This window comes from Aquaspirillum soli (assembly GCF_054781915.1).
This window is the reverse complement of record NZ_BAAGTM010000006.1, coordinates 1-22,579: the sequence shown is the minus strand read 5'-3', so window position 1 is coordinate 22,579 and position 22,579 is coordinate 1. Positions and strand designations below refer to the sequence as shown.

At 49.8% G+C, this 22,579-nt stretch carries 23 protein-coding genes and 1 rRNA gene; 16 read left to right on the top strand and 8 right to left on the bottom strand.

Features of this window, described 5'->3' with window-relative positions:
• Positions 1-2: 2 nt before the first annotated feature.
• The gene (locus ACYVJG_RS07430) at positions 3-767 is read right to left on the bottom strand and encodes an SPOR domain-containing protein (protein WP_460430492.1); all 765 of its coding nucleotides are present in this window, start codon (positions 765-767) and stop codon (positions 3-5) included.
• Between the two features lie 145 nt (positions 768-912).
• Between ACYVJG_RS07430 and ndk the strand changes: the two genes are divergently transcribed.
• The 15 genes from ndk (at position 913) to ACYVJG_RS07355 (ending at position 16,528) form a co-directional block, all read left to right on the top strand.
• The gene (gene ndk, locus ACYVJG_RS07425) at positions 913-1,338 is read left to right on the top strand and encodes a nucleoside-diphosphate kinase (protein ID WP_460430491.1); all 426 of its coding nucleotides are present in this window, start codon (positions 913-915) and stop codon (positions 1,336-1,338) included.
• 75 nt (positions 1,339-1,413) lie between these two features.
• The gene (gene rlmN, locus ACYVJG_RS07420; RefSeq protein ID WP_460430490.1) at positions 1,414-2,505 is read left to right on the top strand and encodes a dual-specificity RNA methyltransferase RlmN; all 1,092 of its coding nucleotides are present in this window, start codon (positions 1,414-1,416) and stop codon (positions 2,503-2,505) included.
• Positions 2,506-2,632: 127 nt separating this feature from the next.
• The gene (locus ACYVJG_RS07415; RefSeq protein ID WP_460430489.1) at positions 2,633-3,613 is read left to right on the top strand and encodes a helix-turn-helix domain-containing protein; all 981 of its coding nucleotides are present in this window, start codon (positions 2,633-2,635) and stop codon (positions 3,611-3,613) included.
• Positions 3,614-3,616: 3 nt separating this feature from the next.
• Positions 3,617-4,882: a flavodoxin-dependent (E)-4-hydroxy-3-methylbut-2-enyl-diphosphate synthase gene (gene ispG / locus ACYVJG_RS07410; protein ID WP_460430575.1), complete on the top strand. Its 1,266-nt coding sequence runs from the start codon at positions 3,617-3,619 to the stop codon at positions 4,880-4,882.
• Between the two features lie 49 nt (positions 4,883-4,931).
• Complete coding sequence (hisS, locus tag ACYVJG_RS07405) at positions 4,932-6,230, top strand: histidine--tRNA ligase (protein ID WP_460430488.1); 1,299 nt, start codon at positions 4,932-4,934, stop codon at positions 6,228-6,230.
• A complete protein-coding gene (locus ACYVJG_RS07400) occupies positions 6,230-6,868 on the top strand; it encodes a YfgM family protein (protein ID WP_460430487.1) in 639 nt (212 codons plus the stop codon). Before hisS ends, ACYVJG_RS07400 begins: the two co-directional genes overlap by 1 nt.
• Before the next feature lie 2 nt (positions 6,869-6,870).
• The gene (bamB, locus tag ACYVJG_RS07395; RefSeq protein ID WP_460430486.1) at positions 6,871-8,025 is read left to right on the top strand and encodes an outer membrane protein assembly factor BamB; all 1,155 of its coding nucleotides are present in this window, start codon (positions 6,871-6,873) and stop codon (positions 8,023-8,025) included.
• Between the two features lie 9 nt (positions 8,026-8,034).
• Positions 8,035-9,411: a ribosome biogenesis GTPase Der gene (gene der, locus ACYVJG_RS07390; RefSeq protein ID WP_460430485.1), complete on the top strand. Its 1,377-nt coding sequence runs from the start codon at positions 8,035-8,037 to the stop codon at positions 9,409-9,411.
• Positions 9,412-9,514: 103 nt separating this feature from the next.
• A complete protein-coding gene (hfq, locus tag ACYVJG_RS07385; protein WP_027405211.1) occupies positions 9,515-9,763 on the top strand; it encodes an RNA chaperone Hfq in 249 nt (82 codons plus the stop codon).
• 38 nt (positions 9,764-9,801) lie between these two features.
• The gene (gene hflX / locus ACYVJG_RS07380) at positions 9,802-10,920 is read left to right on the top strand and encodes a GTPase HflX (RefSeq protein WP_460430574.1); all 1,119 of its coding nucleotides are present in this window, start codon (positions 9,802-9,804) and stop codon (positions 10,918-10,920) included.
• Positions 10,921-10,941: 21 nt separating this feature from the next.
• Entirely contained in the window at positions 10,942-12,138 is a 1,197-nt protein-coding gene (hflK, locus tag ACYVJG_RS07375) for an FtsH protease activity modulator HflK (protein WP_460430484.1), read from the top strand.
• Positions 12,139-12,140: 2 nt separating this feature from the next.
• Positions 12,141-13,034, top strand: coding sequence for a protease modulator HflC (gene hflC, locus ACYVJG_RS07370; RefSeq protein WP_460430483.1), 894 nt, complete (start codon positions 12,141-12,143; stop codon positions 13,032-13,034).
• 98 nt (positions 13,035-13,132) lie between these two features.
• Positions 13,133-14,284: an ATP phosphoribosyltransferase regulatory subunit gene (locus ACYVJG_RS07365; RefSeq protein WP_460430482.1), complete on the top strand. Its 1,152-nt coding sequence runs from the start codon at positions 13,133-13,135 to the stop codon at positions 14,282-14,284.
• A gap of 21 nt (positions 14,285-14,305) precedes the next feature.
• Positions 14,306-15,598, top strand: coding sequence for an adenylosuccinate synthase (locus ACYVJG_RS07360; protein WP_460430481.1), 1,293 nt, complete (start codon positions 14,306-14,308; stop codon positions 15,596-15,598).
• A 153-nt stretch (positions 15,599-15,751) separates the two neighbouring features.
• Positions 15,752-16,528, top strand: coding sequence for a ferredoxin--NADP reductase (locus ACYVJG_RS07355; protein WP_460430480.1), 777 nt, complete (start codon positions 15,752-15,754; stop codon positions 16,526-16,528).
• A 58-nt stretch (positions 16,529-16,586) separates the two neighbouring features.
• On the opposite strand, the gene ACYVJG_RS07350 is transcribed toward ACYVJG_RS07355, so the two are convergent.
• From ACYVJG_RS07350 to flgA, 5 genes are all read right to left on the bottom strand, one after another.
• On the bottom strand, positions 16,587-17,903 hold the full coding sequence (locus ACYVJG_RS07350) for a DEAD/DEAH box helicase (RefSeq protein ID WP_460430479.1): 1,317 nt from the start codon (positions 17,901-17,903) through the stop codon (positions 16,587-16,589).
• Positions 17,904-17,949: 46 nt separating this feature from the next.
• A complete protein-coding gene (locus ACYVJG_RS07345) occupies positions 17,950-18,879 on the bottom strand; it encodes a CobD/CbiB family protein (protein WP_460430478.1) in 930 nt (309 codons plus the stop codon).
• Positions 18,880-18,992: 113 nt separating this feature from the next.
• Positions 18,993-19,460 carry a flagella synthesis protein FlgN gene (locus ACYVJG_RS07340; RefSeq protein WP_460430477.1) on the bottom strand — a complete coding sequence of 156 codons (468 nt, stop codon included), beginning with the start codon at positions 19,458-19,460 and terminating at the stop codon, positions 18,993-18,995.
• Positions 19,461-19,492: 32 nt separating this feature from the next.
• Complete coding sequence (gene flgM / locus ACYVJG_RS07335) at positions 19,493-19,798, bottom strand: flagellar biosynthesis anti-sigma factor FlgM (RefSeq protein ID WP_460430476.1); 306 nt, start codon at positions 19,796-19,798, stop codon at positions 19,493-19,495.
• 140 nt (positions 19,799-19,938) lie between these two features.
• Positions 19,939-20,604: a flagellar basal body P-ring formation chaperone FlgA gene (gene flgA / locus ACYVJG_RS07330; protein ID WP_460430475.1), complete on the bottom strand. Its 666-nt coding sequence runs from the start codon at positions 20,602-20,604 to the stop codon at positions 19,939-19,941.
• Between the two features lie 80 nt (positions 20,605-20,684).
• Here flgA and ACYVJG_RS07325 point away from each other — a divergent pair, with 80 nt between their 5' ends.
• Positions 20,685-21,209 (top strand): GNAT family N-acetyltransferase, encoded by a 525-nt coding sequence (locus ACYVJG_RS07325; RefSeq protein WP_460430474.1) that lies wholly within the window; start codon positions 20,685-20,687, stop codon positions 21,207-21,209.
• Positions 21,210-21,212: 3 nt separating this feature from the next.
• Here the strand turns inward: ACYVJG_RS07325 and zapE are convergent, their stop codons facing one another.
• Together zapE and rrf are read right to left on the bottom strand one after the other, a co-directional pair.
• On the bottom strand, positions 21,213-22,361 hold the full coding sequence (gene zapE, locus ACYVJG_RS07320; RefSeq protein WP_460430473.1) for a cell division protein ZapE: 1,149 nt from the start codon (positions 22,359-22,361) through the stop codon (positions 21,213-21,215).
• Between the two features lie 114 nt (positions 22,362-22,475).
• A 5S ribosomal RNA gene (gene rrf / locus ACYVJG_RS07315) occupies positions 22,476-22,579 on the bottom strand; the annotation flags it as partial.

Genomic DNA, 22,579 nt, shown 5'->3' with positions numbered 1-22,579 from the left:
CATTAACGGGCGCCAGCCGGCGCTAATAACGGCGATAAACCCAACTCTTTTAATTTTGTCATGGCCTCTTCTGCCTCGGCACGACTTTGAAATGGTCCAACGTGGACCCGCGTTTCTGTTTTTACTGTAATGCCTTGACGTTGTAATTTTTCTACCAAACGGGCGGCATTATCCAGATTGCTAAATAAACCCAGTTGCACCTGATACCCCACCGAAGCATGGGAGGGGGGTGGAGCCGGTGCAATCGGCGGTGGCGGCGCAAAGACCGGCGGTGGAGGTGCAGCAACCGCTGGTTTCTGTGCTGCGGGAGGCGGCGCCATTGGGGGGACGATGGATGCAGGTTGAGGCAGCGGCGCAGGTGGCGGTGCTTTAGTCGCCGCTTCTGGTGGCGGTGGGGGCGGCGGCTCGGTCTTAGGTTTCGCGGGTGGTGGCGGAGGCGGCGGGGCGATCGGCGCAGCAGCAACCGGCGGCGGCGGGGGTGGCGGCGGCGCAAGTGGTATCGGTGTACCGGCAACAACAGGCGGTGGCGGCGTGGCTGCATCGGGCTGAGGAGCCGCAGGTGCAATCCGCCCCTCTGCAACAGCCGGTGCCGCTGGTGGAGGGTTCGCCGATGGTTTAGGTTCAGCCGTTAGGGCATGGTATAGCGGCAAAGCGCCCCCTGCAGCGAGCACAATTAAGATTGCGATCAGCAAACGCTTTTTTAATTGTCCGGCAAAAGGATCCCCTGCGGGGAATTCGGGCCGAACGGGCGTGGTTGATTTTGGCATGGAACCCCAAATAATGTGCAGCAAAGAAAAATTTTTCTAGCTATAATGCTCGGTTACCTTGCTTTTTTGCACCAAGTAGTCATCAGACTGCTACAGCAGCATAAAGCCTGATTTTTGAATATCCCTCATCATTGTGGAGACTTTTATGGCAATCGAACGTACCCTGTCAATCATCAAACCTGATGCCGTTGCAAAAAACGTCATTGGTCAAATCTACGCTCGCTTTGAAGCAGCTGGTTTGAAAGTCGTCGCAGCAAAAATGAAACACCTGTCGCGCGCCGAAGCAGAAGGCTTCTACGCGGTACACAAAGAGCGTCCTTTCTTTAAAGATCTGGTCGATTTCATGGTGTCTGGCCCTGTGATGATCCAAGTGTTAGAAGGCGAAGGCGCCATCGCGAAAAACCGCGAATTGATGGGCGCGACGGATCCAAAGAAAGCCGACGCTGGTACCATCCGCGCCGACTTTGCTGATTCGATCGACGCCAACGCTGTTCACGGTTCTGACAGCGCCGAAAACGCAGCTATCGAAGTCGCTTACTTCTTCCCTTCTTCTGAAGTGTACAGCCGCTAATCCCGCCTGTGAGCCTCTACCGTGTGGTAGAGGCTATTCTTTTTTTATTGCATCCCATCTGTTCTGAATTCATCCATGAAAACCAACCTGCTCGACTTTAGCCTGCCGCAACTACTTGATCATTTTGCAGCACAAGGCGAAAAACCATTTCGTGCCAAGCAAGTCATGCGGTGGGTTCATCAAATGGGCGAGGCCGACTTTGATGCCATGACCGATTTGGCCAAGAGCCTACGCGAAAAGCTCAACGCCAATGCCGAGGTCAAAGTCCCGGCACTGATTACCGGCCAAGCCTCGGATGACGGAACACGTAAATGGTTGTTAGATGTCGGCACCGGCAACGGTGTTGAAACCGTCTTTATTCCAGAGGACGACCGTGGCACGTTATGCGTATCCTCGCAAGTCGGTTGTGCACTCGATTGCACGTTTTGCTCCACCGCTCGTCAAGGCTTTAATCGTAATTTATCGACAGCAGAAATTATTGGCCAGCTGTGGTGGGCCAATAAATCGATGGGCGTGACCCCAAAAAATGAACGAGTGATTTCCAATGTCGTGATGATGGGCATGGGTGAACCGTTGGCAAACTACGATAATGTGGTCAATGCCATGTCTATTATGTTGGATGACCATGCGTATGGCCTTAGCCGCCGCCGCGTGACCTTATCCACTTCGGGCCTTGTCCCAGCACTCGACCGTTTGCGTGAAGATTGCCCTGTCGCATTGGCGGTGTCTTTACATGCCCCCAACGATACGTTGCGCGATGAATTAGTCCCCATCAATCAAAAATATCCTCTGCGTACGCTGCTGGCGGCTTGTGAACGCTACTTAGAAAAAGCCCCTCGTGATTTTGTAACGTTTGAATATGTGATGTTAGATGGTGTGAATGATCGTCCACACCACGCACAAGAGTTGATTGCTTTAGTACGCGATTTGCCCTGTAAATTTAATTTAATTCCATTTAATCCTTTTCCTCATTCTGGCTATGCGCGCTCGAGCAATAACAGCATCCGCGCTTTCCGCGAAATTTTACAAGCGGCCGGTTTTGTGGTGACGGTTCGTAAAACACGGGGCGATGATATCGACGCTGCCTGTGGTCAATTAGCGGGGAAAGTACAAGATAAAACCCGTCGCACAATACAATGGCAAGACCGCCCAACCACGGATGCCTAGTCCAATAAAGTTGTGCAGCGTACAATGCGGCGGAGTAAAAACCGATATGGCGACCCCGCAATACGGGGTATCATGCCTAACTCTTTGTTTAAGCAAGCCCTTTATTTTTTAGAGTGGAGCACACTCCATGAGCAGTGAAATCCAAGTTCCGGGCTCATCCCAATCATTAGTCTCGGCCGGCGTCTTGCTGTCCAATGAACGTGTCAAGCGCGGCATTTCTATTCAAGAAGCCGCCGATTATTTAAAGTTGTCTCGTAAACAAGTCGAGGCATTAGAAAACGACGACTACAGCAGTCTGCCCGGGACAACGTTTGTCCGTGGCTTTATGCGCAATTACGCCAAGTTTTTAGAGCTAGACCTCGAACCAATTATGGCGTGGTTAGATAGCCAAGTACCTAACACCGCACCAGATGCACGCCCTGCCGCTGCTGTAACGCCACAAGGCACAACAGCATCAACAGAGAGCCACAAAGAAAAAGACACTGCTCCTGCCACACCGGCTACAGCAAATGCAGATACCGGTAGTGGGATCTGGAAATGGCTGCTGCCTTTGTTATTCGTCGGTGCAGGTCTCGTGTGGTATCAGTCACAACCCAGCGAAGCCACTGAAGCCAATACAGAAGCAGCAGCGCCCGCTGAAGCGGTAGCAAAAGCGCCGGTTGCAACGACACCACCAGTGGCAGAAACGGCAGCAACACCGCCAGCCCCACCTGCTGAGGCCCCTCAGACACCACCACCAAGTGCTGCTGCGACACCGGCTGTTCCCCCCCCTGTTACCGCGACCACAGCAGCGCCAGCAGTGACGCCCCCAACACCAGTGGCAACCACGACAACCGCTACGGCGGCACCTGCGCTTCCCTCCAACGGCAACCATCAACTGCGTTTAGTGATGAAGCAAGACTCGTGGATGGAAATTTTGGATAGCAAAGGCGAACGAGTGGTATTCGGTACGCAAAAAGCGGGTAAGGAACGGATTGTCGAAGGTACACCACCGTTCAAAATGACCATTGGCAATGCCACAGAAGTCGAACTGTTCCACAACAATCAAGCCATTGATCTGAAAAAACATATCAAAAAAGGCACCACTGCCAAACTGGAGCTGCAATAGGTGATTTCTTCTCACTATCCAACTCGCCGTGCCTGCCAACAAGTGATGGTGGGACAAGTTCCGGTCGGGGGTGATGCCCCGATTGTGATTCAATCGATGACCAATACCGACACAGCAGACGCTGCTGCCACCGTCGCCCAAGTGTTGGAATTAGCGCGTGCCGGTTCTGAGGTAGTGCGTATTACCGTCAACAGTGCGGAAGCCGCCGCCCAAGTGGCCACGATTCGACAACAGCTTGATGACCAAGGCTGTAACGTACCGTTGGTGGGTGATTTTCACTTTAACGGTGATCGCCTATTACGTGACTATCCCGATTGTGCACGCGCTTTAGCAAAATATCGCATCAACCCCGGTAACGTAGGCAAAGGCAGTAAAGGCGACGAAAAATTCGCCTATATGGTGAAAACAGCGGCAGAACTTGGCAAAGCAGTGCGAATTGGGGTCAATTGGGGCAGCCTCGATCAAAGTTTGGCTGCTCGGTTGATGGATGAAAATGCCCGCCGCAGCGAACCTTGGCCAGTTGAAGCGGTGATGCGCGAAGCGTTGATCGTTTCGGCGCTGGAAAGTGCAGAGAAAGCCGTCGCACTTGGCCTGCCATCAAATCAAATTATCTTGTCGTGCAAAGTGTCGCATGTGCAAGACCTGATTGCAGTGTACCGTTCTTTGGCGGCGCGTTGTGATTGGCCGCTTCACCTTGGTCTCACCGAAGCAGGCATGGGCTCGAAAGGCATCGTTGCATCAAGCGCAGCGTTGGCGGTGCTATTACAAGAGGGAATTGGTGACACCATCCGCATCTCGCTCACACCAGAACCCGGTGCACCGCGTGATAAAGAAGTGATTGTCGCACAAGAGCTGTTACAAACCATGGGGCTGCGTTCGTTTACGCCATTGGTAACGGCCTGTCCGGGCTGTGGCCGCACCACCAGCACCTTCTTCCAAGAACTGGCTGCACAAATTCAACAGTTCTTGCGCGATAACATGCCGATTTGGCGCTTGGCCTATCCGGGTGTCGAAAGTATGAATGTGGCAGTCATGGGCTGTGTGGTGAATGGCCCGGGCGAAAGTAAATTAGCCGATATTGGTATCTCACTCCCCGGCACGGGTGAGGTTCCGGTGGCACCGGTGTATGTGGATGGTGAAAAAACGGTCACCCTCAAAGGTGAACAAATCGCCAGCGAATTTCAGGCGTTGGTCGAACAATATGTTCATTCCCGTTATGGCGAGGGGGGCAGTAAACGCCGCAAGGTCATTCCACTGAAACCCATTTAATTTTTGATTGATACACGCCAACTCGCGTAACTTTAACGAATACAGAAACATGGCAGAAAAAATTCAAGCAATTCGTGGGATGAATGACATCCTGCCCGACACCTCGCATCAGTGGTTATTTTTTGAACATACCGTCCGTGAATGGCTCAAGGACTACGGCTATAAAAATATTCGCACCCCAATTGTGGAAGATACACGGTTGTTTGTGCGTTCGATTGGTGAAGCCACCGATATTGTCGAAAAAGAGATGTACACCTTCACCGACAGCCTCAATGGCGACAGCCTAACACTACGGCCAGAGGGTACCGCTTCGTGTTTACGCGCGGCACTGCAACATAATTTGTTGTATAAACAAACACAGCGCCTGTGGTACATCGGCCCGATGTTCCGTCATGAACGGCCACAAAAAGGGCGCTATCGCCAGTTTCACCAAATTGGTGCGGAAGCACTCGGCTTCAGTGGTCCGGATGTAGATGCTGAAATCGTCATTATGTTGGCTGATTTATGGCAACGCTTAGGCTTAACTCCCTATCTGCAACTGCAAATCAACACGCTTGGTTCCAGTGAAGAACGCGCCGCTCACCGCCAAGCATTGATTGCCTACCTCGAACAGCATCAAGATGCGTTAGATGAAGATGGCAAGCGCCGTCTTTACACCAACCCTCTGCGCGTGTTGGACAGCAAAACCCCTTCGATGCAAGCCATTTGTGAACAAGCCCCCCGCTTGTTGGATTATCTCGGTGAGGCTTCGCGCCAGCATTACGATGAATGGCGACAGATGATCCGCGATGCCAATATCCCGTATGTCGAAAACCCACGGTTAGTGCGTGGTTTAGACTACTACAATCTGTCGGTGTTTGAATGGGTAACACAAGAACTCGGCGCACAAGGTACGGTGTGTGGCGGGGGTCGTTATGATGGTTTGATTGAACAACTCGGCGGTCAAGCCACCCCAGCCGTTGGTTTTGCGATGGGGGTCGAACGCTTGATGTTGTTATTGGGCGAGAAGAACTTATTGCCTGCGGCTGATGTGCCAGACTGGTTTGTGATTCACCAAGGCGAGGGTACCGCACGCTATGCTTTACGCGTTGCGCAACAATTGCGCCAAGCCGGATTGCGCGTTGTGCAACACATGGGTGAGGCCAGCTTTAAATCACAAATGAAAAAAGCGGATGCCAGCGGTGCGTATGGAGCAGTGATTATCGGGGCCAATGAAGTAACAGAAAACAATGTGGTATTAAAACCTCTGCATGGCGGGCTAGCACAACAGACTGTGGCCTTTGCTGAAGTAGCCACCACTGCTCGCACTCTGTTGCAACAAATTCAAGCCCAAAAGGAAACCGACTGATGGCGGCGTTTGATCTACAAGAACAAGAGCAAATCGAGGCAATCCGTAGCTTTTGGCACAGCTGGGGACGCTGGATTGCACTGGCATTGACCTTTGTTTGCCTCGGTTATCTTGGCTTTCAAGGTTGGCAGATGTATCAACGTAAGCAGGCCGCTGCTGCAGGTGAATACTATGCCCAAATCGAAAGTCATCTCGAACGCGGCCAGCAAGATAAATTGGCCCCCTTGTTTCAATCCCTGAAACAAGAGTATGGCAGTACAGCCTACGCCAATCGTGCCGCTTTAATCGAGGCCCGTTTGGCCTTTGAAGCGGGCCAATTTGCACAAGCCCGTGGCAGTTTGGAATGGGTGATTGAACACACCAAAGAAGACGCCATTCGCGATTTAGCACGTTGGCGGTTAGCGGCGGTATTGCTCGATGAAAAACAATTCGACCGCGCTTTAGCCGAATTGGCCAAACCGCATACCGATGGCTTTGCAGGTAGCTTTTTAGATTTAAAAGGTGATGTGTTAGTGGCGAAAGGCGATATTGCCGCCGCCCGCAGCGCCTATCGTGCCGCTTTACAAAAACTAGAAAAAAGCGCGTCGCCCTCTCGGTCTTTAACCGAGATTAAACTCGATGCGCTAGGAGCTGAATAAACATGACTGCACCTCGCTTACGCCTTTTATCTGCTGCTTTATGTGCCAGTGTCGCCTTAACGGGTTGTGCCAGTTGGTTCAGTGGCGATGGCCGTCCACAACCCACGCCGCTCACAACCCTCAGCCAGTCACAAAACCCCGAATTGTTATGGCGGGTTGATGTCGCAAAAAACAGTGCTGAAGGGGTTTTTCAGCCAGCAGTGATCGCCGATCGGGTGTGGGTCAGCAGTGAAAACGGCGAGGTGCTCGAGTTAGACAGCGACAGTGGACGCGTGATTCAACGTCTTACGCTCAAACAAGATTTGGCAGCAGGGATTGCTGCCAATGCCGATCACTTTTACGTGATTACCAAACAAGCCAAACTGATGGCACATTTGCGTGCTGACGGCAGCGCACGTTGGACTGTCACCTTATCGAGTCTCCCCACCAGCCCCGCCCAAGTTGCGGGTGATAAGGTGATTGTGCAAACCCAAGATGGCCGTGTCAGTGCCTTTGACAGCCGCGATGGCCGCCAGCTTTGGGTGTATCAACATAATCTACCCGCTTTGACCGTCCGCCATAGTGGTTCGCTACAAGCCCTCGGTGGTGAAGTCGCTTTGTTGGGCATGTCAGGGGGCCGCTTGGGGGTGCTCAATCTTGCCAGTGGTGAATTGATTTGGGAGTCTGCCGTCACCCTGCCACGTGGTGCCACCGAATTAGAACGGATTGCCGATGTTGCCAGCCCACCGGTGTTTGACGGCAATATGGTATGTGCTGTGGCTTTCCAAGGCCGTGTGGCATGTTTAGATGCCAAAAGCGGCACACCACTGTGGTCACGCGAATTGTCGTCCAGTCGTGGTTTAACTTTTGATGCGCGTTTGCTGTATGTCACAGCAGATGATGGCACTATCCATGCTTTTGATCGCTACAGCGGTACCCCAATGTGGAAGCAAGAAGGGTTGCGCTATCGTGGTGTGTCTGCACCTGCGCTACTGAATGGACAGGTCCTAGTCTATGATGCAGAAGGTTATGCTCATCTGTTATCAAGCCTAGATGGCAGCCTTGTCGGTCGTCTTGCCACTGGTGGTAACGAACTGCAAGGCCGCCCACTGAATGTGTCGGCACAACGGGTCTTACTGCAAACCGAAAATGGACGTATTTTGGCCTTAGGCCGTTAAGGAGATGGCGTGAAGCCAACTGTTGTATTAGTCGGAAGGCCGAATGTCGGCAAATCGACACTGTTTAATCGCCTCACGCGGAGTCGTGATGCGCTGGTTGCTGATCTACCCGGTCTAACCCGTGATCGCCACTATGGTCATGGCCGTGGTGGTAATAAGCCGTATTTGGTCGTCGATACCGGCGGTTTTGAGCCGATTGCCGACAGCGGTATTTTATTTGAAATGGCTCGTCAAACCTTGCAAGCGGTGGATGAAGGCGATGCTGTGATCTTTTTGGTGGATGCTCGTACGGGTATGACCCCCCAAGATAAGGTCATTGCTAACCGCCTGCGGCAATTAAATAAGCCGGTGTTTCTGGTGGTGAATAAAGCCGAAGGGATGCGCCGTGATCTGGTTGCGGCCGAGTTTTACGAACTCGGTTTGGGCGATCCGTGGGCAATTTCTGGCGCACACGGCGATGGCGTGCGTGAATTACTCGAGGCCGTATTAGAACCTTTCCCCGAGGAAGCAGAAGAAGAAGCCAGCCGCCATCCGCGTTTTGCCATTATTGGCCGCCCCAATGTGGGGAAATCCACCTTGGTCAACGCTATTTTGGGCGAAGAACGGGTGATTGCTTTTGATATGCCCGGCACCACCCGCGACAGTATCTATATCGATTTTGAGCGCAATGGTCAGTCGTACACGATTATTGACACCGCTGGTGTACGGCGAAAAAGCCGAGTCGATGAGGCAATTGAAAAGTTTTCTGTGGTGAAAACCCTCAAAGCGATTGAAGATGCTAACGTCGTTGTTTTGGTGTTGGATGCCAGCTTAGATATCGCCGATCAAGACGCCAGTATTGCAGGTTTTGCCCTCGAAGCAGGACGCGCCTTGGTTGTTGCCGTGAATAAATGGGATAACACCAATCAAGAACGCCGCGACCAAGTCAAACGCGATATTGCCCGTAAGTTATCTTTCTTGGATTTTGCACGTTTCCATTACATTTCAGCGCTACAGGGGCGCGGGGTCAGCGATTTATTTGCCTCGATTGATGCCACCTATGCTGCAGCGATGGTGAAACTGCCTACACCAAAATTAACCCGTGTGCTAGAAATCAGCCAAGAGCGTCAGGCACCGCCACGTGTCGGTCTGGTACGGCCTAAGCTGCGCTATGCTCACCAAGGGGGGATGAATCCACCCATCGTGATCATTCATGGCAGTGCATTAGATAAAATTCCTGATAGTTATACCCGCTATATGGAACATTGCTTCCGTAAAGCGTTCAAACTAGAGGGAACGCCCCTGCGGGTGGAATACCGCAGTGCCGAGAATCCTTTCCTCGAACGTCGTAAAACGGCGGCACGTCCAAGCGATCCTGGCCAACGACGTGGTAAAAATCGCAAGTAAACGCGAAATAAGAGGGGGCAGGAGACTAGAAAGATGGTAAAAAGACCTCACCTGCTGCCACCTCAGCAGTTTTTCTCTTAAATCTACTTTGGAGTACCCCGCGATGAGCGCGAAAGGGCAAATGCTACAAGACCCGTTCCTGAATACCCTGCGTAAGGAACACGTGCCAGTATCGATCTACTTGGTCAATGGCATTAAATTACAAGGCCAAATCGAGTCTTTTGATCAATACGTGGTGTTGCTCAAAAACACGGTCACCCAGATGGTTTACAAACACGCCATTTCAACGGTCGTGCCATCTCGCCCAGTGTCGATTCCACACGAGGCACCAACAGGCAATGCGGATGCCTAACATCCCTTCTATTCAGCTGAGACGAAAGCGGTGTGATTGTGTTTGACCGCCCAGATTTAGGTGATAAGGCAATCGTGGTTTGCCTCGATTTTGGCGAACCCGATTTTGCTGATAGCGTGGCCGAATGCGTCGAGTTGGTCCGTGGCGCAGGGGTGGAAGTGCGTGGTGTGGTGTTGGGTAAACGCCAACGCCCCGATGCCGCTTTGTTTGCCGGCAAAGGTAAGGTCGAGGAAATTGGCCTTGAACGAACCGCACAAGAGGCATCGGTGGTGATTTTTAACCATGCTCTCTCACCAGCCCAACAGCGCAATTTAGAGCGTACCCTCGAATGTCGGGTAATTGACCGGAATAGCCTGATTTTGGACATTTTTGCCCAACGGGCAAAAAGCCATGAAGGTAAATTGCAGGTTGAATTAGCACAGCTTGAACATCTTGCCACTCGCTTAGTCCGTGGTTGGACTCACCTCGAGCGGCAAAAAGGGGGGATTGGTTTACGCGGCCCTGGTGAAACCCAGCTCGAGACCGACCGCCGTTTATTAGGTGCACGGGTCAAGATGCTGAAAGATCGCCTCGCTCAAGTCGAAAAACAGCGTCAAGTGCAACGGCGTGGACGTGAGCGTACCGGCATCGCCACCGTGTCAATTGTCGGCTATACCAATGCTGGCAAATCAACACTGTTTAATAGCGTGACTAAAGCGAAAGCCTATGCCGCCGACCAGCTATTTGCCACCCTCGATACCACCAGCCGCAAGCTTTATCTAGGTGGGCGCAATTCCATCATTGTGTCGGATACCGTTGGTTTTATTCGTGACTTGCCCCACGCCTTGGTTGCAGCCTTCCGTGCAACATTGGAAGAAACCGTCCGTGCCGATTTACTGTTACATGTGGTGGACAGTGCCAGCGATAACCGCGAACGCCAAATCGAAGAAGTCAACAAGGTCTTGCAAGAGATCGGGGCTGACACCATTCCTCAGTTGATAGTGTGGAATAAAATCGACATTAAAGGGCAAGACGCTGCCATCGAACGCGATGAACATGGCCATGTTGTGGCTGTCCGCGTGTCGGCATTAACCGGTAGCGGACTTGAACTGTTACGTGAAGCAATTGCCGAACGACTACAGTTGGCTCAACCACACGACGAGCTTTCTCATTCATAGATCAAAATTCACGGAAAAATCATGTCCCAAAACGACCCGCAATGGGGAGGCGGTAACCGTGGTAACGACGGGCCGCCAGACCTCGAACAGATTTTCCGCAATGTGACCCGTAAATTTCGCGGTAATCATTCGGGTGGAGACGGCAATGGCTTTCCAAGCGGTGGCCGTGGCTTCAAAGGGGGTATCGTCGCGATTGGTGGCGTGCTTGCAGCCCTGTGGCTAGCGAGCGGCTTTTATATGATTGATGCCCGCGAAGAAGGGGTCGTACTTCGGTTTGGTGAATACCATCGCAGTGCTGATGCTGGTTTGCAATGGCATATTCCCTATCCAATTGAACAGGTTGAAGTCGTCAGTTTAACGGATGTCCGCAGCCTCGAAATTGGCTACCGTGGCAACGATAAAAATCGTGTCAGTGAAGAAGCATTGATGGTCACTTCAGACCTCAACATCATCGATGTGCAATTATCAGTGCAATATGACGTGCTCAGTGCCCGCAATTTTCTTTTTGAAAATGCCTGTGCCGACCGTGACTGTAAAGATATCCTGAAACAAATCGCCGAGTCTTCTATTCGTGAAGTCGTTGGCCGCAATCAAGTCGACTTTGTCCTCAACGAAGGCCGCGCCAAGATCGCCAGCGATACACAAGTGTTGATTCAACAAATCGTTGACCGTTATCAACTTGGCATTCGCATCAGTAAAGTCAACATCAATAACGTACAACCCCCAGAACCGGTGTTGGCGGCATTTGATGATGCAGTCAAAGCGGGGCAAGACAAAGACAAGCTACGCAACGAAGGCCAAGCCTATGCTAACGATGTCATCCCGAAAGCCCAAGGGGTGGCAGCACGTCTGATGCAAGAAGCCGAAGGGTATAAACAGCGTGTGATTGCCAGTGCCGAGGGTGAAGCACAACGCTTTAGCAGTGTGTTAACTGAATATCAGAAAGCCCCAGCAGTTACGCGGGAACGTCTGTATCTCGACACCATGCAGGATATTCTTGCTTCGACCAGCAAAGTCTTTGTCGATCAGAAAAATGGGCAAAACCTGCTTTATCTGCCGCTCGATAAGTTGATGCAACAAGCAAAACCGGGCCCCACCTCGACCGCACCGGCGGCAAATAACGAAACAGTGCCACAAAACGAAGGCGAAGCTGCCGCACCCGCTGCTGCCAACACAGGCCGCGATGTGGTACGCAACCGTGATTTGGGAGCAAGATAATAATGGATAGATTGATTCCCACCGTTGTTGCTTTATTTGCTGGTGTCATGCTGTTGAGCATGAGCCTGTTTACCGTTGACCAACGGCAATATGCCTTGGTGTTTCAATTTGGTGAAGTGGTCCGTGTGGTAAAAGAACCGGGGTTGCAGTTCAAAATCCCATTCTTACAAAACGTGCGTTTCTTCGACCGCCGGATTCGGACCATTGACCCCGAATCGCCCGAACTCTACAACACCCGCGAAAAAATGAACCTGTTGGTGGACAGTTTTGTGAAATGGCGCGTGGTGGATGTCGAGCAATACTACAAAAGTGTTGGGGGCAACGAAGCAATTGCTGTCTCACGGTTGAAACAAACCGTCAATGATGGTTTGCGCGCTAAGTTCGGTCAAAAAACGATACCTGAAGTTATCTCCGGTAAACGTGAAGACATCATGAGCAGTGTACGCACCCGTGCTGACCAAGATGCGCGCCGTATCGGTGTAGAAATTATTGATGTGCGCTTAAAACGCGTCGATTTTCCAGATAAAATCAGCACTTCGATTTATGACCGGATGCGTTCTGAACGTCGTACTGTGGCCAGCCAGCTGCGTTCTGAAGGTGCAGCAGAAGCCGAACGGATTCGCGCTGATGCCGATAAACAACGTGAAGTGGTCATTGCTGAAGCGTATCGCAAAGCACAAGCCTTGAAAGGTGAAGGCGATGCAGCGGCCTCGGCACTGTATAATGAAGCGTTCAGTCGTAACCCAGAGTTTTATGCCTTCTGGCGTAGCATGGAAGCCTATCGTCAAAGCTTCCGTGATAAGAACGATGTGTTGGTGTTAGACCCAAGCGCAAGCTTCTTCCGCTACCTGAAAAACCCAAATGGGCGTGTAGGAGCCGAAGGAACTGGTAAATAACTAATTGGCAAGCCACCTTGCACGTCAAGGTGGTGATAGCTTCCTCGGGCGGGGAATGACTCCCCGCCCCTTTTCTTGTGTAGCGTTCGTGAACCGATATGCGTAATTGGCTATTACCCGAAAATATTGCTGATATTTTGCCAGCCAGCGCCAGACAACTCGAAACAGCCAAGGCCAGTATGCTGGAACTGTTTCGAACTCATGGCTATGAATTGGTATGTCCGCCATTGATTGAATATGTTGAATCGCTGGTTTCTGATGGCGATGCGGCATTAGATTTAAAAACCTTCAAACTTGATGACCAACTCAGCGGCCGCCAATTGGGGCTGCGTGCTGATATCACCCCACAGGTTGCCCGTATTGATGCCCATCTTCTCGGCTCTCGCGAAGGGGTGACCCGTCTTTGTTATGCTGGCAGTGTTGTCCACAGCCGCCCAGATAGCTTGACCGCCTCTCGTGAGCCCTTGCAAATTGGAGCAGAGCTATATGGATGTGCCGACACCGGCGCCGATTTGGAAATTATCCACCTGATGTTGGCGACTTTGCGTACTGTAGGCATCGATCAATTGACACTCGATCTTGGTCATCTCGGTGTCTTCTACGCCTTAGTCAATGCCGCTGGCTTGGAAAAGAAACACATCGCCAACCTGCTACAGCTACTGCAAGCCAAGGATGTCGCCAGTCTGCGAGAAGAATTGACCTGTGTTGCTGATCCCTACCGCAGTGCTTTACTACGTTTGCCTGAATTGTTTGGTCCAGATTGCTTACGCCTTGCACGTCAGCATTTGCCTGCCTTGCCTGCACTTGAACAAGCCTTGGCTCAGTTAGAACAAATCGGCCAATCGCTTGAGCAAGAACAAGTTCAAGTGTATTACGACCTTACTGAATTACGCGGTACGCACTACCATACCGGTCTCATCTTTGCTGTCTATGCCGAAGGATGGGCGTCCGAATTAGCACGCGGTGGACGCTATGACAATGTTGGTCGCAAGTTTGGCCGCGCCCGTCCAGCCACCGGCTTTAGTCTAGATTTGCGCGATTTATTGCGAATTTTGCCCAAGACCAGTCCACAAAAAGGAATTCGTCTTGCCGCAGCAGACCATGCCGCTGCAACAAGCTCGGCGACGCGTTTGCGCGCCGAGGGCGAGATTGTCGTAATCGACTACTTAAATGAATCAGCCGCCGCACTCAACTGTGATCGGCAATTGGTTTTCCGTGACGGCGACTGGCAAGTCGTCCCGTTTCATTGATTTTTGTGAAGAGGTTTTTCCATGTCCAAGAATGTTGTCGTGATCGGCACACAATGGGGTGATGAAGGCAAGGGTAAGATTGTCGATTGGCTGACAGATCATGCCGAAGGGGTTGTGCGTTTTCAAGGTGGCCACAATGCCGGTCATACCTTGGTCATCGGTGGTAAAAAAACCGTGTTGCGCTTGATTCCGTCTGGGATTTTGCATGCCGGTAAAGAGTGTTTCATTGGTAACGGTGTGGTGATTTCTCCAGAAGCCTTACTGAAAGAAATTGATGAATTGGAAACAGCAGGTATCGATGTTTCCAAACGCTTGAAGATCTCTGAGTCTTGCCCATTAATTTTGCCGTACCACATCGCTCTAGACCAAGCGCGTGAAGCAGCCAAAGGCGAGAACAAAATCGGCACCACTGGCCGTGGTATCGGCCCAACTTATGAAGATAAGGTGGCACGCCGCGCGATTCGTGTGCAAGATTTGTTCTATCCAGAGCGTTTTGCGGCCAAACTCGGCGAAAACTTGGCTTATTACAACTTCTTGTTAAAAGAATACTTCAAGACTGACACAGTAGACTTCCAATCTACCTTGGAAGAAACCTTGAAATTGGCAGAACGCATTAAGCCAATGGTGGCAGATGTGTCTCGTACCTTGTACGAACTCAACAAAGCGGGTAAACCGCTGTTGTTTGAAGGCGCACAAGGCACATTATTGGATATCGACCACGGTACCTACCCATTCGTGACATCGAGTAACTGTGTTGCCGGTGCTGCCTCTGCTGGTGCAGGTGTTGCGCCACAGATGTTGCAGTATGTGTTGGGGATTGTAAAAGCCTACACCACCCGTGTGGGGTCTGGCCCCTTCCCAACGGAACAGTGTAATGACACTGGTGCCTACCTCGCCAAACGTGGCAATGAATTTGGTTCCGTCACCGGTCGTCCCCGCCGCTGTGGTTGGTTTGACGCGGCAGCGTTGAAACGCTCGATTCAAATCAATGGCGTATCTGGTTTGTGTGTGACCAAACTAGACGTGATGGATGGTATGGACGAGATCCAGTTGTGTGTTGGCTATCGTAAAGATGGCGTTGAATACGACATTCTGCCCTTTGGTTCAGAAGCAGTGAGCGGTTGTGAGCCAATCTATGAAACCATGCCCGGTTGGCACGACTCAACGGTTGGTGTGAAAGAATATGACGCACTGCCGGCCAATGCTAAAGCGTATCTGACACGGATCGCCGAAGTCTGCGAAGCGCCAATTGATATTATCTCGACGGGTCCAGATCGCGAAGAGACCATCGTATTACGTCATCCCTTTGCTTAATCGCGTAGAAATCCCCTGTCTTGGCAGGGGATTTTACTGCGCTTCTTTTACGGTTTTTCCGTAAAACAAATCAAAAATAAACTGATTTTCCAAAAAAGAAAATTCTCGTACTGTAGCGCCATTGATATTCTTCAGCTTGAAATGAGAACTCGCATGGCCGCTTTTTCTGCTGAACGTGTCCTAAGCGTTCACCATTGGAATGACAGTTTATTTAGTTTTAAAACCACCCGCGATGCAGGGTTGCGGTTTGAAAACGGACACTTTGTGATGATTGGTCTGGAAGTCAATGGCCGACCACTGATGCGTGCTTACAGCATTGCCAGCGCAAATCATGAAGAACATCTAGAGTTTTTTAGCATTAAAGTGCCCGATGGCCCGCTGACCTCTCGCCTGCAACATCTGACACCGGGGGATAATCTGTTGGTCAGCAAAAAACCAACAGGAACGTTGGTTATTGACGACTTGTTACCGGGTGGGCGCAATTTGTATTTGTTCGGCACCGGCACCGGCCTCGCCCCGTTTATGTCCCTGATTAAAGATCCAGAAGTGTACGAACGTTATGAACAAGTCATTTTGTTCCACGGCGTGCGCTATTGCAGCGAATTGGCGTATCAGCAATACATCACCGAAACCTTGCCAGAACATGAGTTCTTAGGCGAGATGGTCAAAAATCAATTACGTTACTATCCTTCGGTGACGCGTGAACCTTATGTCAACCAAGGTCGGTTAACCGATTTGATTCGCAGTGGCAAATTGTTCCAAGACCTTGGTTTACCTAGCCTTGACCCCAATACCGACCGCGCCATGTTATGCGGCAGTCCTTCGATGTTGAAAGAAACCTGCACCTTGTTAAAAGAATATGGTTTAGAAGAGGCACGCCAAGGTCAACAAGGTCACTATGTCATCGAGCGTGCCTTCGTTGAAAGCTAAGCAGCCATAGAGACACAATCCAAAAAAATAGCCAAGCATATTTTGCTTGGCTGTTTTTTTAATGCTTGTTGTAGCGTGGCGGCATTAACAAAGCGGGAATTTCACGCGGTGCTTGGCTAAGTGGATGTCGCCATGCCTTACCCGACATTAAATGCGCCAAAGGTGAAGGCCGTGCCGGTGTGACAAAAGCCTGATGAAAAGTCGAAGGATGCGGTTTGGGATGTTCCATCCAACTCGGCCAAAAACCGGTCATCATTTCAGGTTTTAACGTTTGTCGGGTCAATTTTTCAATGTTGGCAAGGGCTTTTTGTTCATCCTCAGCCATCAATGAAATCGCCACACCAGAGCTCCCCGCCCGCCCTGTACGGCCAATCCGATGGACATAATCCTCGGGTGCTTTTGGCAGTTCAAAATTAACCACAAATGGTAAATCTGAGATGTCTAAACCACGTGCAGCCACGTCCGTTGCGACCAACACGCGCACCTCGCCGGCTTTAAAAGCAGCAAGAGTTTCAATGCGAGCTTGTTGTGCTTTATCGCCATGAATAGCGGCCACAGAGATATTTTCGCGCTTTAACTCACGGGTTAGTTGATCTGCCCCTTGTTTGGTACGGCAAAACACAATGACCTGTGACATATCACGCTGTTGCAGTAAGCGCACTAATAACGCCCGTTTACGATGACTATCAACGGCATAGATGGTTTGCTCGATTTTGGCATTGGTGGCATTTTGCCGCGCCACTTCAATCAACTGAGGCTGTTTCATAAACTCAGCCGCCAATTTTTTGATTTCTGGCGAGAAGGTGGCAGAAAACAAGAGCGTTTGTCGTGTTTTAGGCAATAAGGTCAAAATACGGCGGATATCAGGCAAAAAGCCCATATCGAGCATTCGATCCGCCTCATCCATCACCAAAATTTCAACTCGATTTAGCTGAATTGTTTTTTGTTCTACGTGGTCGAGCAAGCGACCAGGGGTGGCAACAACAATTTCAATACCACGGCGCAACTGCTCTTTTTGTGGATCGATACTGACCCCACCAAATAACACAGCATAACGCAATTGGCTATGTTGGCTATATTGACGCACACTATCAGCTACTTGGTCTGCCAGTTCTCGTGTTGGAGTCAACACCAACACTCGGACCGGATGCATTGCGGGTGAAGCACTACTATTGGCATAGCCCATTAAACGGGTTAAAACGGGCAAGGTGAATGCCGCTGTTTTACCTGTTCCGGTTTGTGCCGCAGCGAGGATATCTCCCCCTGCCAGCACAACAGGAATCGCTTGACGCTGAATAGGTGTCGGCTCACGGTAGCCTAGCTCCTCAACAGCCCGAAGAATAAGAGGGCTTAAGCCAAGCTCAGCAAACGACATAACAACTCCTAAAAATGGATGATGCGATCAACTTAACACGCACCATTTAAGACAAAGATAACCATTGAACAAGGGTTAACAACAAAATCACAGCCAACCACAGCACCACCGACCGCCACACCAACCCCACGGCACGGCGCAAATAATCAGGATCGGCCTCATCGCCGACGCCCAATTCAGGACGATACTTAACGGTATAATCTTGACGAAGCGGATCGCCTAGCTTCACGCCAATTGCACCTGCAGCCGATGCCAATAAAATTCCATAAGCGTAGTGTCCCCAAGCAATCGCTTGTGAACGCCAACAAAATACAGCATCTTCAAAATCGCCCATCACCGCAAAACTGGCCGACGTTAAACGCACAGGCAGCCAATCAATAGCCTCATGAAAACGGCGCGCAAAGCGGCCAAAGGCTTCGCCTAACACTTCCTCACGACCACCCCATTTTTGGTACAGCATATTTGACATGCGATACATCACGGCACCAGCAGGGCCAGGCAAGACAGCAAACCAAAACATGGTGCCAAAGACATGGCGATAGCTGTCGATCACCCCTTGTTCAATGGTCAAACGAGAGATTTCATTCACTTCAAGTTCAGAAGTCGGTTGACCAGACCAACGAGCCAACGCTGAGCGAGCATCGACCACACGATTCTCTGCCAAAGCGACGGAGATCTCAGTCAAGGCACTGGAAAAATGACGGAACCCCATCGTGAGATATAACACCGCTACATCCCAAATTAAGGCCAGCGCAGGCGTCACTTTGTATAGCAGTCCATGTATCAACCACACGAATCCTGCCAATGGCAAAACGGCCAGACACCATGCCAACACGCCATGTCGATTACGACCTGCATTTAAGTGGCGCTCTAGGTAGTTGGCATAACGCGTAAACACCAATAGAACGCGGTTTCGATTACCTAAGGGATGTATTTGCTCCAGCGCAAGCGCGAGGATAATCGCGAGCAGGGTCATGGCAAGAGAAAAAACTTTCTGAAGAAAATAAAAAAGGATAGCCACGATAGCACAAAGCGTGCTAACTCGCAGCATTGAGCAGAAGGGAACCGCACAATTTCAGTGGGATTAAATTAGGCTTGGCCCAGTGTACGGCCACCGGCGATAGCAGAGCGCGCGCCACCGTCACGTTTATACGCCATAGTACTTTGAGGACTGGCCATCAAAATATCCAATGCCTCTTGCGTATCGGCCAAATGACGAGCGATCAGTTGACCATTGACACGATTGATCGATTGCGCACGGGCACAGAGTGTTTCAAGCTGACACCATGCTTTCAGCAACAGCGCTTTATCAGATAGCCATTGCATAAACACGCCGCGCTCCTGACAACCGAGTGTTCTTAGAATGTCGGTACGTTGTTTAACACATTGGTCAATTTGTTCTAGGGTATTGAGCTTTTGCACGGCAAGGCGTTCCAAGTCAGCAATCGCTTGGTGCACCAACGCCGCCTGCTCAGCAGCCAGCGCCTCATTGAGCATTTCATATAACTGAATTTCTCGCTCAATCAGTTCACTTAAAGCTTGGTCATAAGCAGGCATGGTCGCTTCCATTTATTCTCAAAAAGTTGGGACTATTCCCGTCCGGCGAGTAATTCACGAGCGGACGAAATCAAACCATCAGCAATCGCATTAGGGTTGATACTGAATTTACCCTCGGCAATCGCTTGTTTAATGGCGGCAACTTTCCCAGAATCAACCACAGGTTGTTGTTGTACCGATTGTTCGAGTGCTGCCACCTGATTTGCCAGTGGGTTGATGGCAACGTTAACAGGACGCACCTGTGAGGGTGCACTTGCGGTGGAGGAGGGTGCAAGACGGGTTTTGTTACTCACCGCTGCAGAATTCGCCACCGAAGGATTATTGGACTGAATTTTCATGGCATTTTCTATACAAAAAATTGAGTTTATTGCTAGCAAACATCGGTCAAAATTCACAAAACTTTAGTGACGCGGTTGAAGCAACAGCGGTTTTTAACAAAAACTATTATTCCAATAAAATTAGAAGGGTGGTGCGTTATTTAGAGAGTAATCAACACTGTTCCATCCGCTTGCGCAACACCGGATACGGTCCGCCCCCCCTGCATTTTTACCACAACCACCTCACCTGCCATAGCAGCGCGAGTGGCAATCCCTTCTGCAGAAACTGAAAAGCCTGCATCTTGCGCCAAGACTCTGACTTTTTGTCCTGCGCGAATCACCTGTTGCCCTTTTAAGTGTTCAGGGCGCAATGGCAAACCAGCCGCCACCGAAAAAGTGACCACTTTTCCCACAGCATCTCGCACATTCAGCATAGCACGTTGTGCATTATAGCCAGCAGGCGCAGGCTTTAACTCCAAATCTTCAGCACGCAATACTTCCCCCGCACTCAATGCCCGTTTGCTCACAACAATCATCAAATTTGGCTCGATTACCACGGGCAAACGCAATGACCATGTAGGCGAATTACAACGTAACACAACAGCAGTTGGACCAGAGCGTTTGTTATTGAGCCAGTCTATCTGTGGTGCTGGGCAATTTGCTACTTTTAGCTTGCTATCAAGCTTGCCAAATTCAACTCGGTGCGGCGTATTTGCCCATTCATTCTGCACAAATTGCTGTGCCTGTGCTTCTAGGGCAGCCAAATTATGATGAGTTGGTGCTGCTATTGATGTGATTGGCAACACACCCAAAGCAAGCCATACCACGCCAACACGATACCTTGTAAAATTCCCCACGGTTTCTCCCCTCAACAACTGTCACAGTCGTTTTTAGATATAAGGGCAATATGCGTATTATCGAGTGTAATTTCGCCGATCATGGTACAGCAATCCAAAGCATTTTCAATGACGCTATTGTTCACTCAACAGCACTATATGATTATCAACCACGTAGTTTAGAAACCATCGAAAATTGGTTCTCACAAAAGAGTCTGCAACGCTTTCCAGTAATTGGATTAATCACAGATAACAACCAGCTTGCCGGTTTTGCCAGTTATGGCACATTCCGCGCTTGGCCGGCTTATCAATACACAGTCGAACACTCTATTTATATCCATCAAGATTTTAGGGGACAAGGCCTAGGTAAATGTTTGTTAGCAGCATTGATAGAATATGCAGAGAAACAAAATTACCATGTTTTGATTGCTGCAATTGATAGCAGCAATCAAAACAGTATTAAGTTACATCAATCATTTGGCTTTAGTCACGCAGGTACCTTAAAACAGGTTGGATTTAAATTTGGGCGTTGGTTAGATGTTGAGCTATATCAAAAAACACTGCTTACACCAGAAAACCCCAATGAGTGCCCATAAAAATCAAGTTTCAGTAATACCTGCCATTTGCTCATCTAAAGATTGATGCGGCAAAGCCAAATACTCGCTAGTTTGCATTTCATTTAAACGGCTAGCGGTACGGAAAAATTCACTGGCTTGAATACCTTCAGTGTAGATTTGATCTGCTGCAACCTCAGCACTTAAAATGAGTTTAACCCGACAATCATAAAAAACATCCACTAACCAAGTAAAACGTCGGGCTTCTGCGGATTGTGCAGCAGATAGTTTAGGTATATTTGAAACTAAAACCGTATGATAAGCACGAGCAATTTCTAAATAATCAGTTTGTGCACGTGGCCCACCACAAATCTCAGCAAAATCAAACCATACAACGCCTAAAGAATGTTTCACACACTGAATCGTACGTCCCAAAATTTGTAACTCATGCTTCATTTCTTTACCACAGTGTAAACTTTGGTATAAAGCAAATAATTTTGGCTGACTCTCTTTTAATGGATAAATATATAGAGGTTCTCGGGTTAAAGCACGATGACGGTAATCATTACCTCCATCTAAGTTGTAAATATTGATTGACTGCTTGATCAACTCAATTGTTGGCAAAAAGTTAGCACGTTGCAAACCATTAGGATACAAATCATCTGGCTTGTAATTTGAAGTCATCACAAAGATGACACCCCGCGCTAATAGTTCTTTTAACAAACGTCCTAAAATCATTGCGTCAGCAATGTCTGATACATGAAATTCATCAAAGCACAATAAGCGTGTCTTAGCAGCAATACGCTTAGCAACAGCAATCAATGGATCAGGTTCGTTCGCTACAATGCGCAATTCTTGATGTACCTCCATCATAAAATGATGGAAGTGAATCCTACGTTTTCTCTTGTATGGCACACAAGAAAAAAATGCATCCATTAAAAAACTCTTTCCACGTCCCACACCACCCCAAAAATACAAACCCTTTGGTGGATTTGGGCTACGAAAACTGCGACCAAGAAAACGATTTCGCTTTTCTTTAAAAGCAATAAGCTCTTTGTAAAGGGTTTCTAATACCTCAATAGCAGCAGCTTGAGCAGGATCGTAAATAAACCCGTCTTTTTGTAATGCGTGCTCATACCAAGCTTTTGGTGTGGTTACCTTGTTTTTATCAGGAGAGAAAGCATGCTGAGACATATCTTATGTACCAAAATACAAAGAAAGTAATTTAACACAGATAGTTAAACAGATAAAAAAGATCATAAAAACAAAACCCCCTGCTACTTGGTAGCAGGGGGTTTGATGTTGGGGGCTTGGCGGAGACCTACTTTCACACAGGGATCTGCACTATCATCGGCGCTGAGTCGTTTCACGGTCCTGTTCGGGAAGGGAAGGGGTGGTACCAACTCGCTATG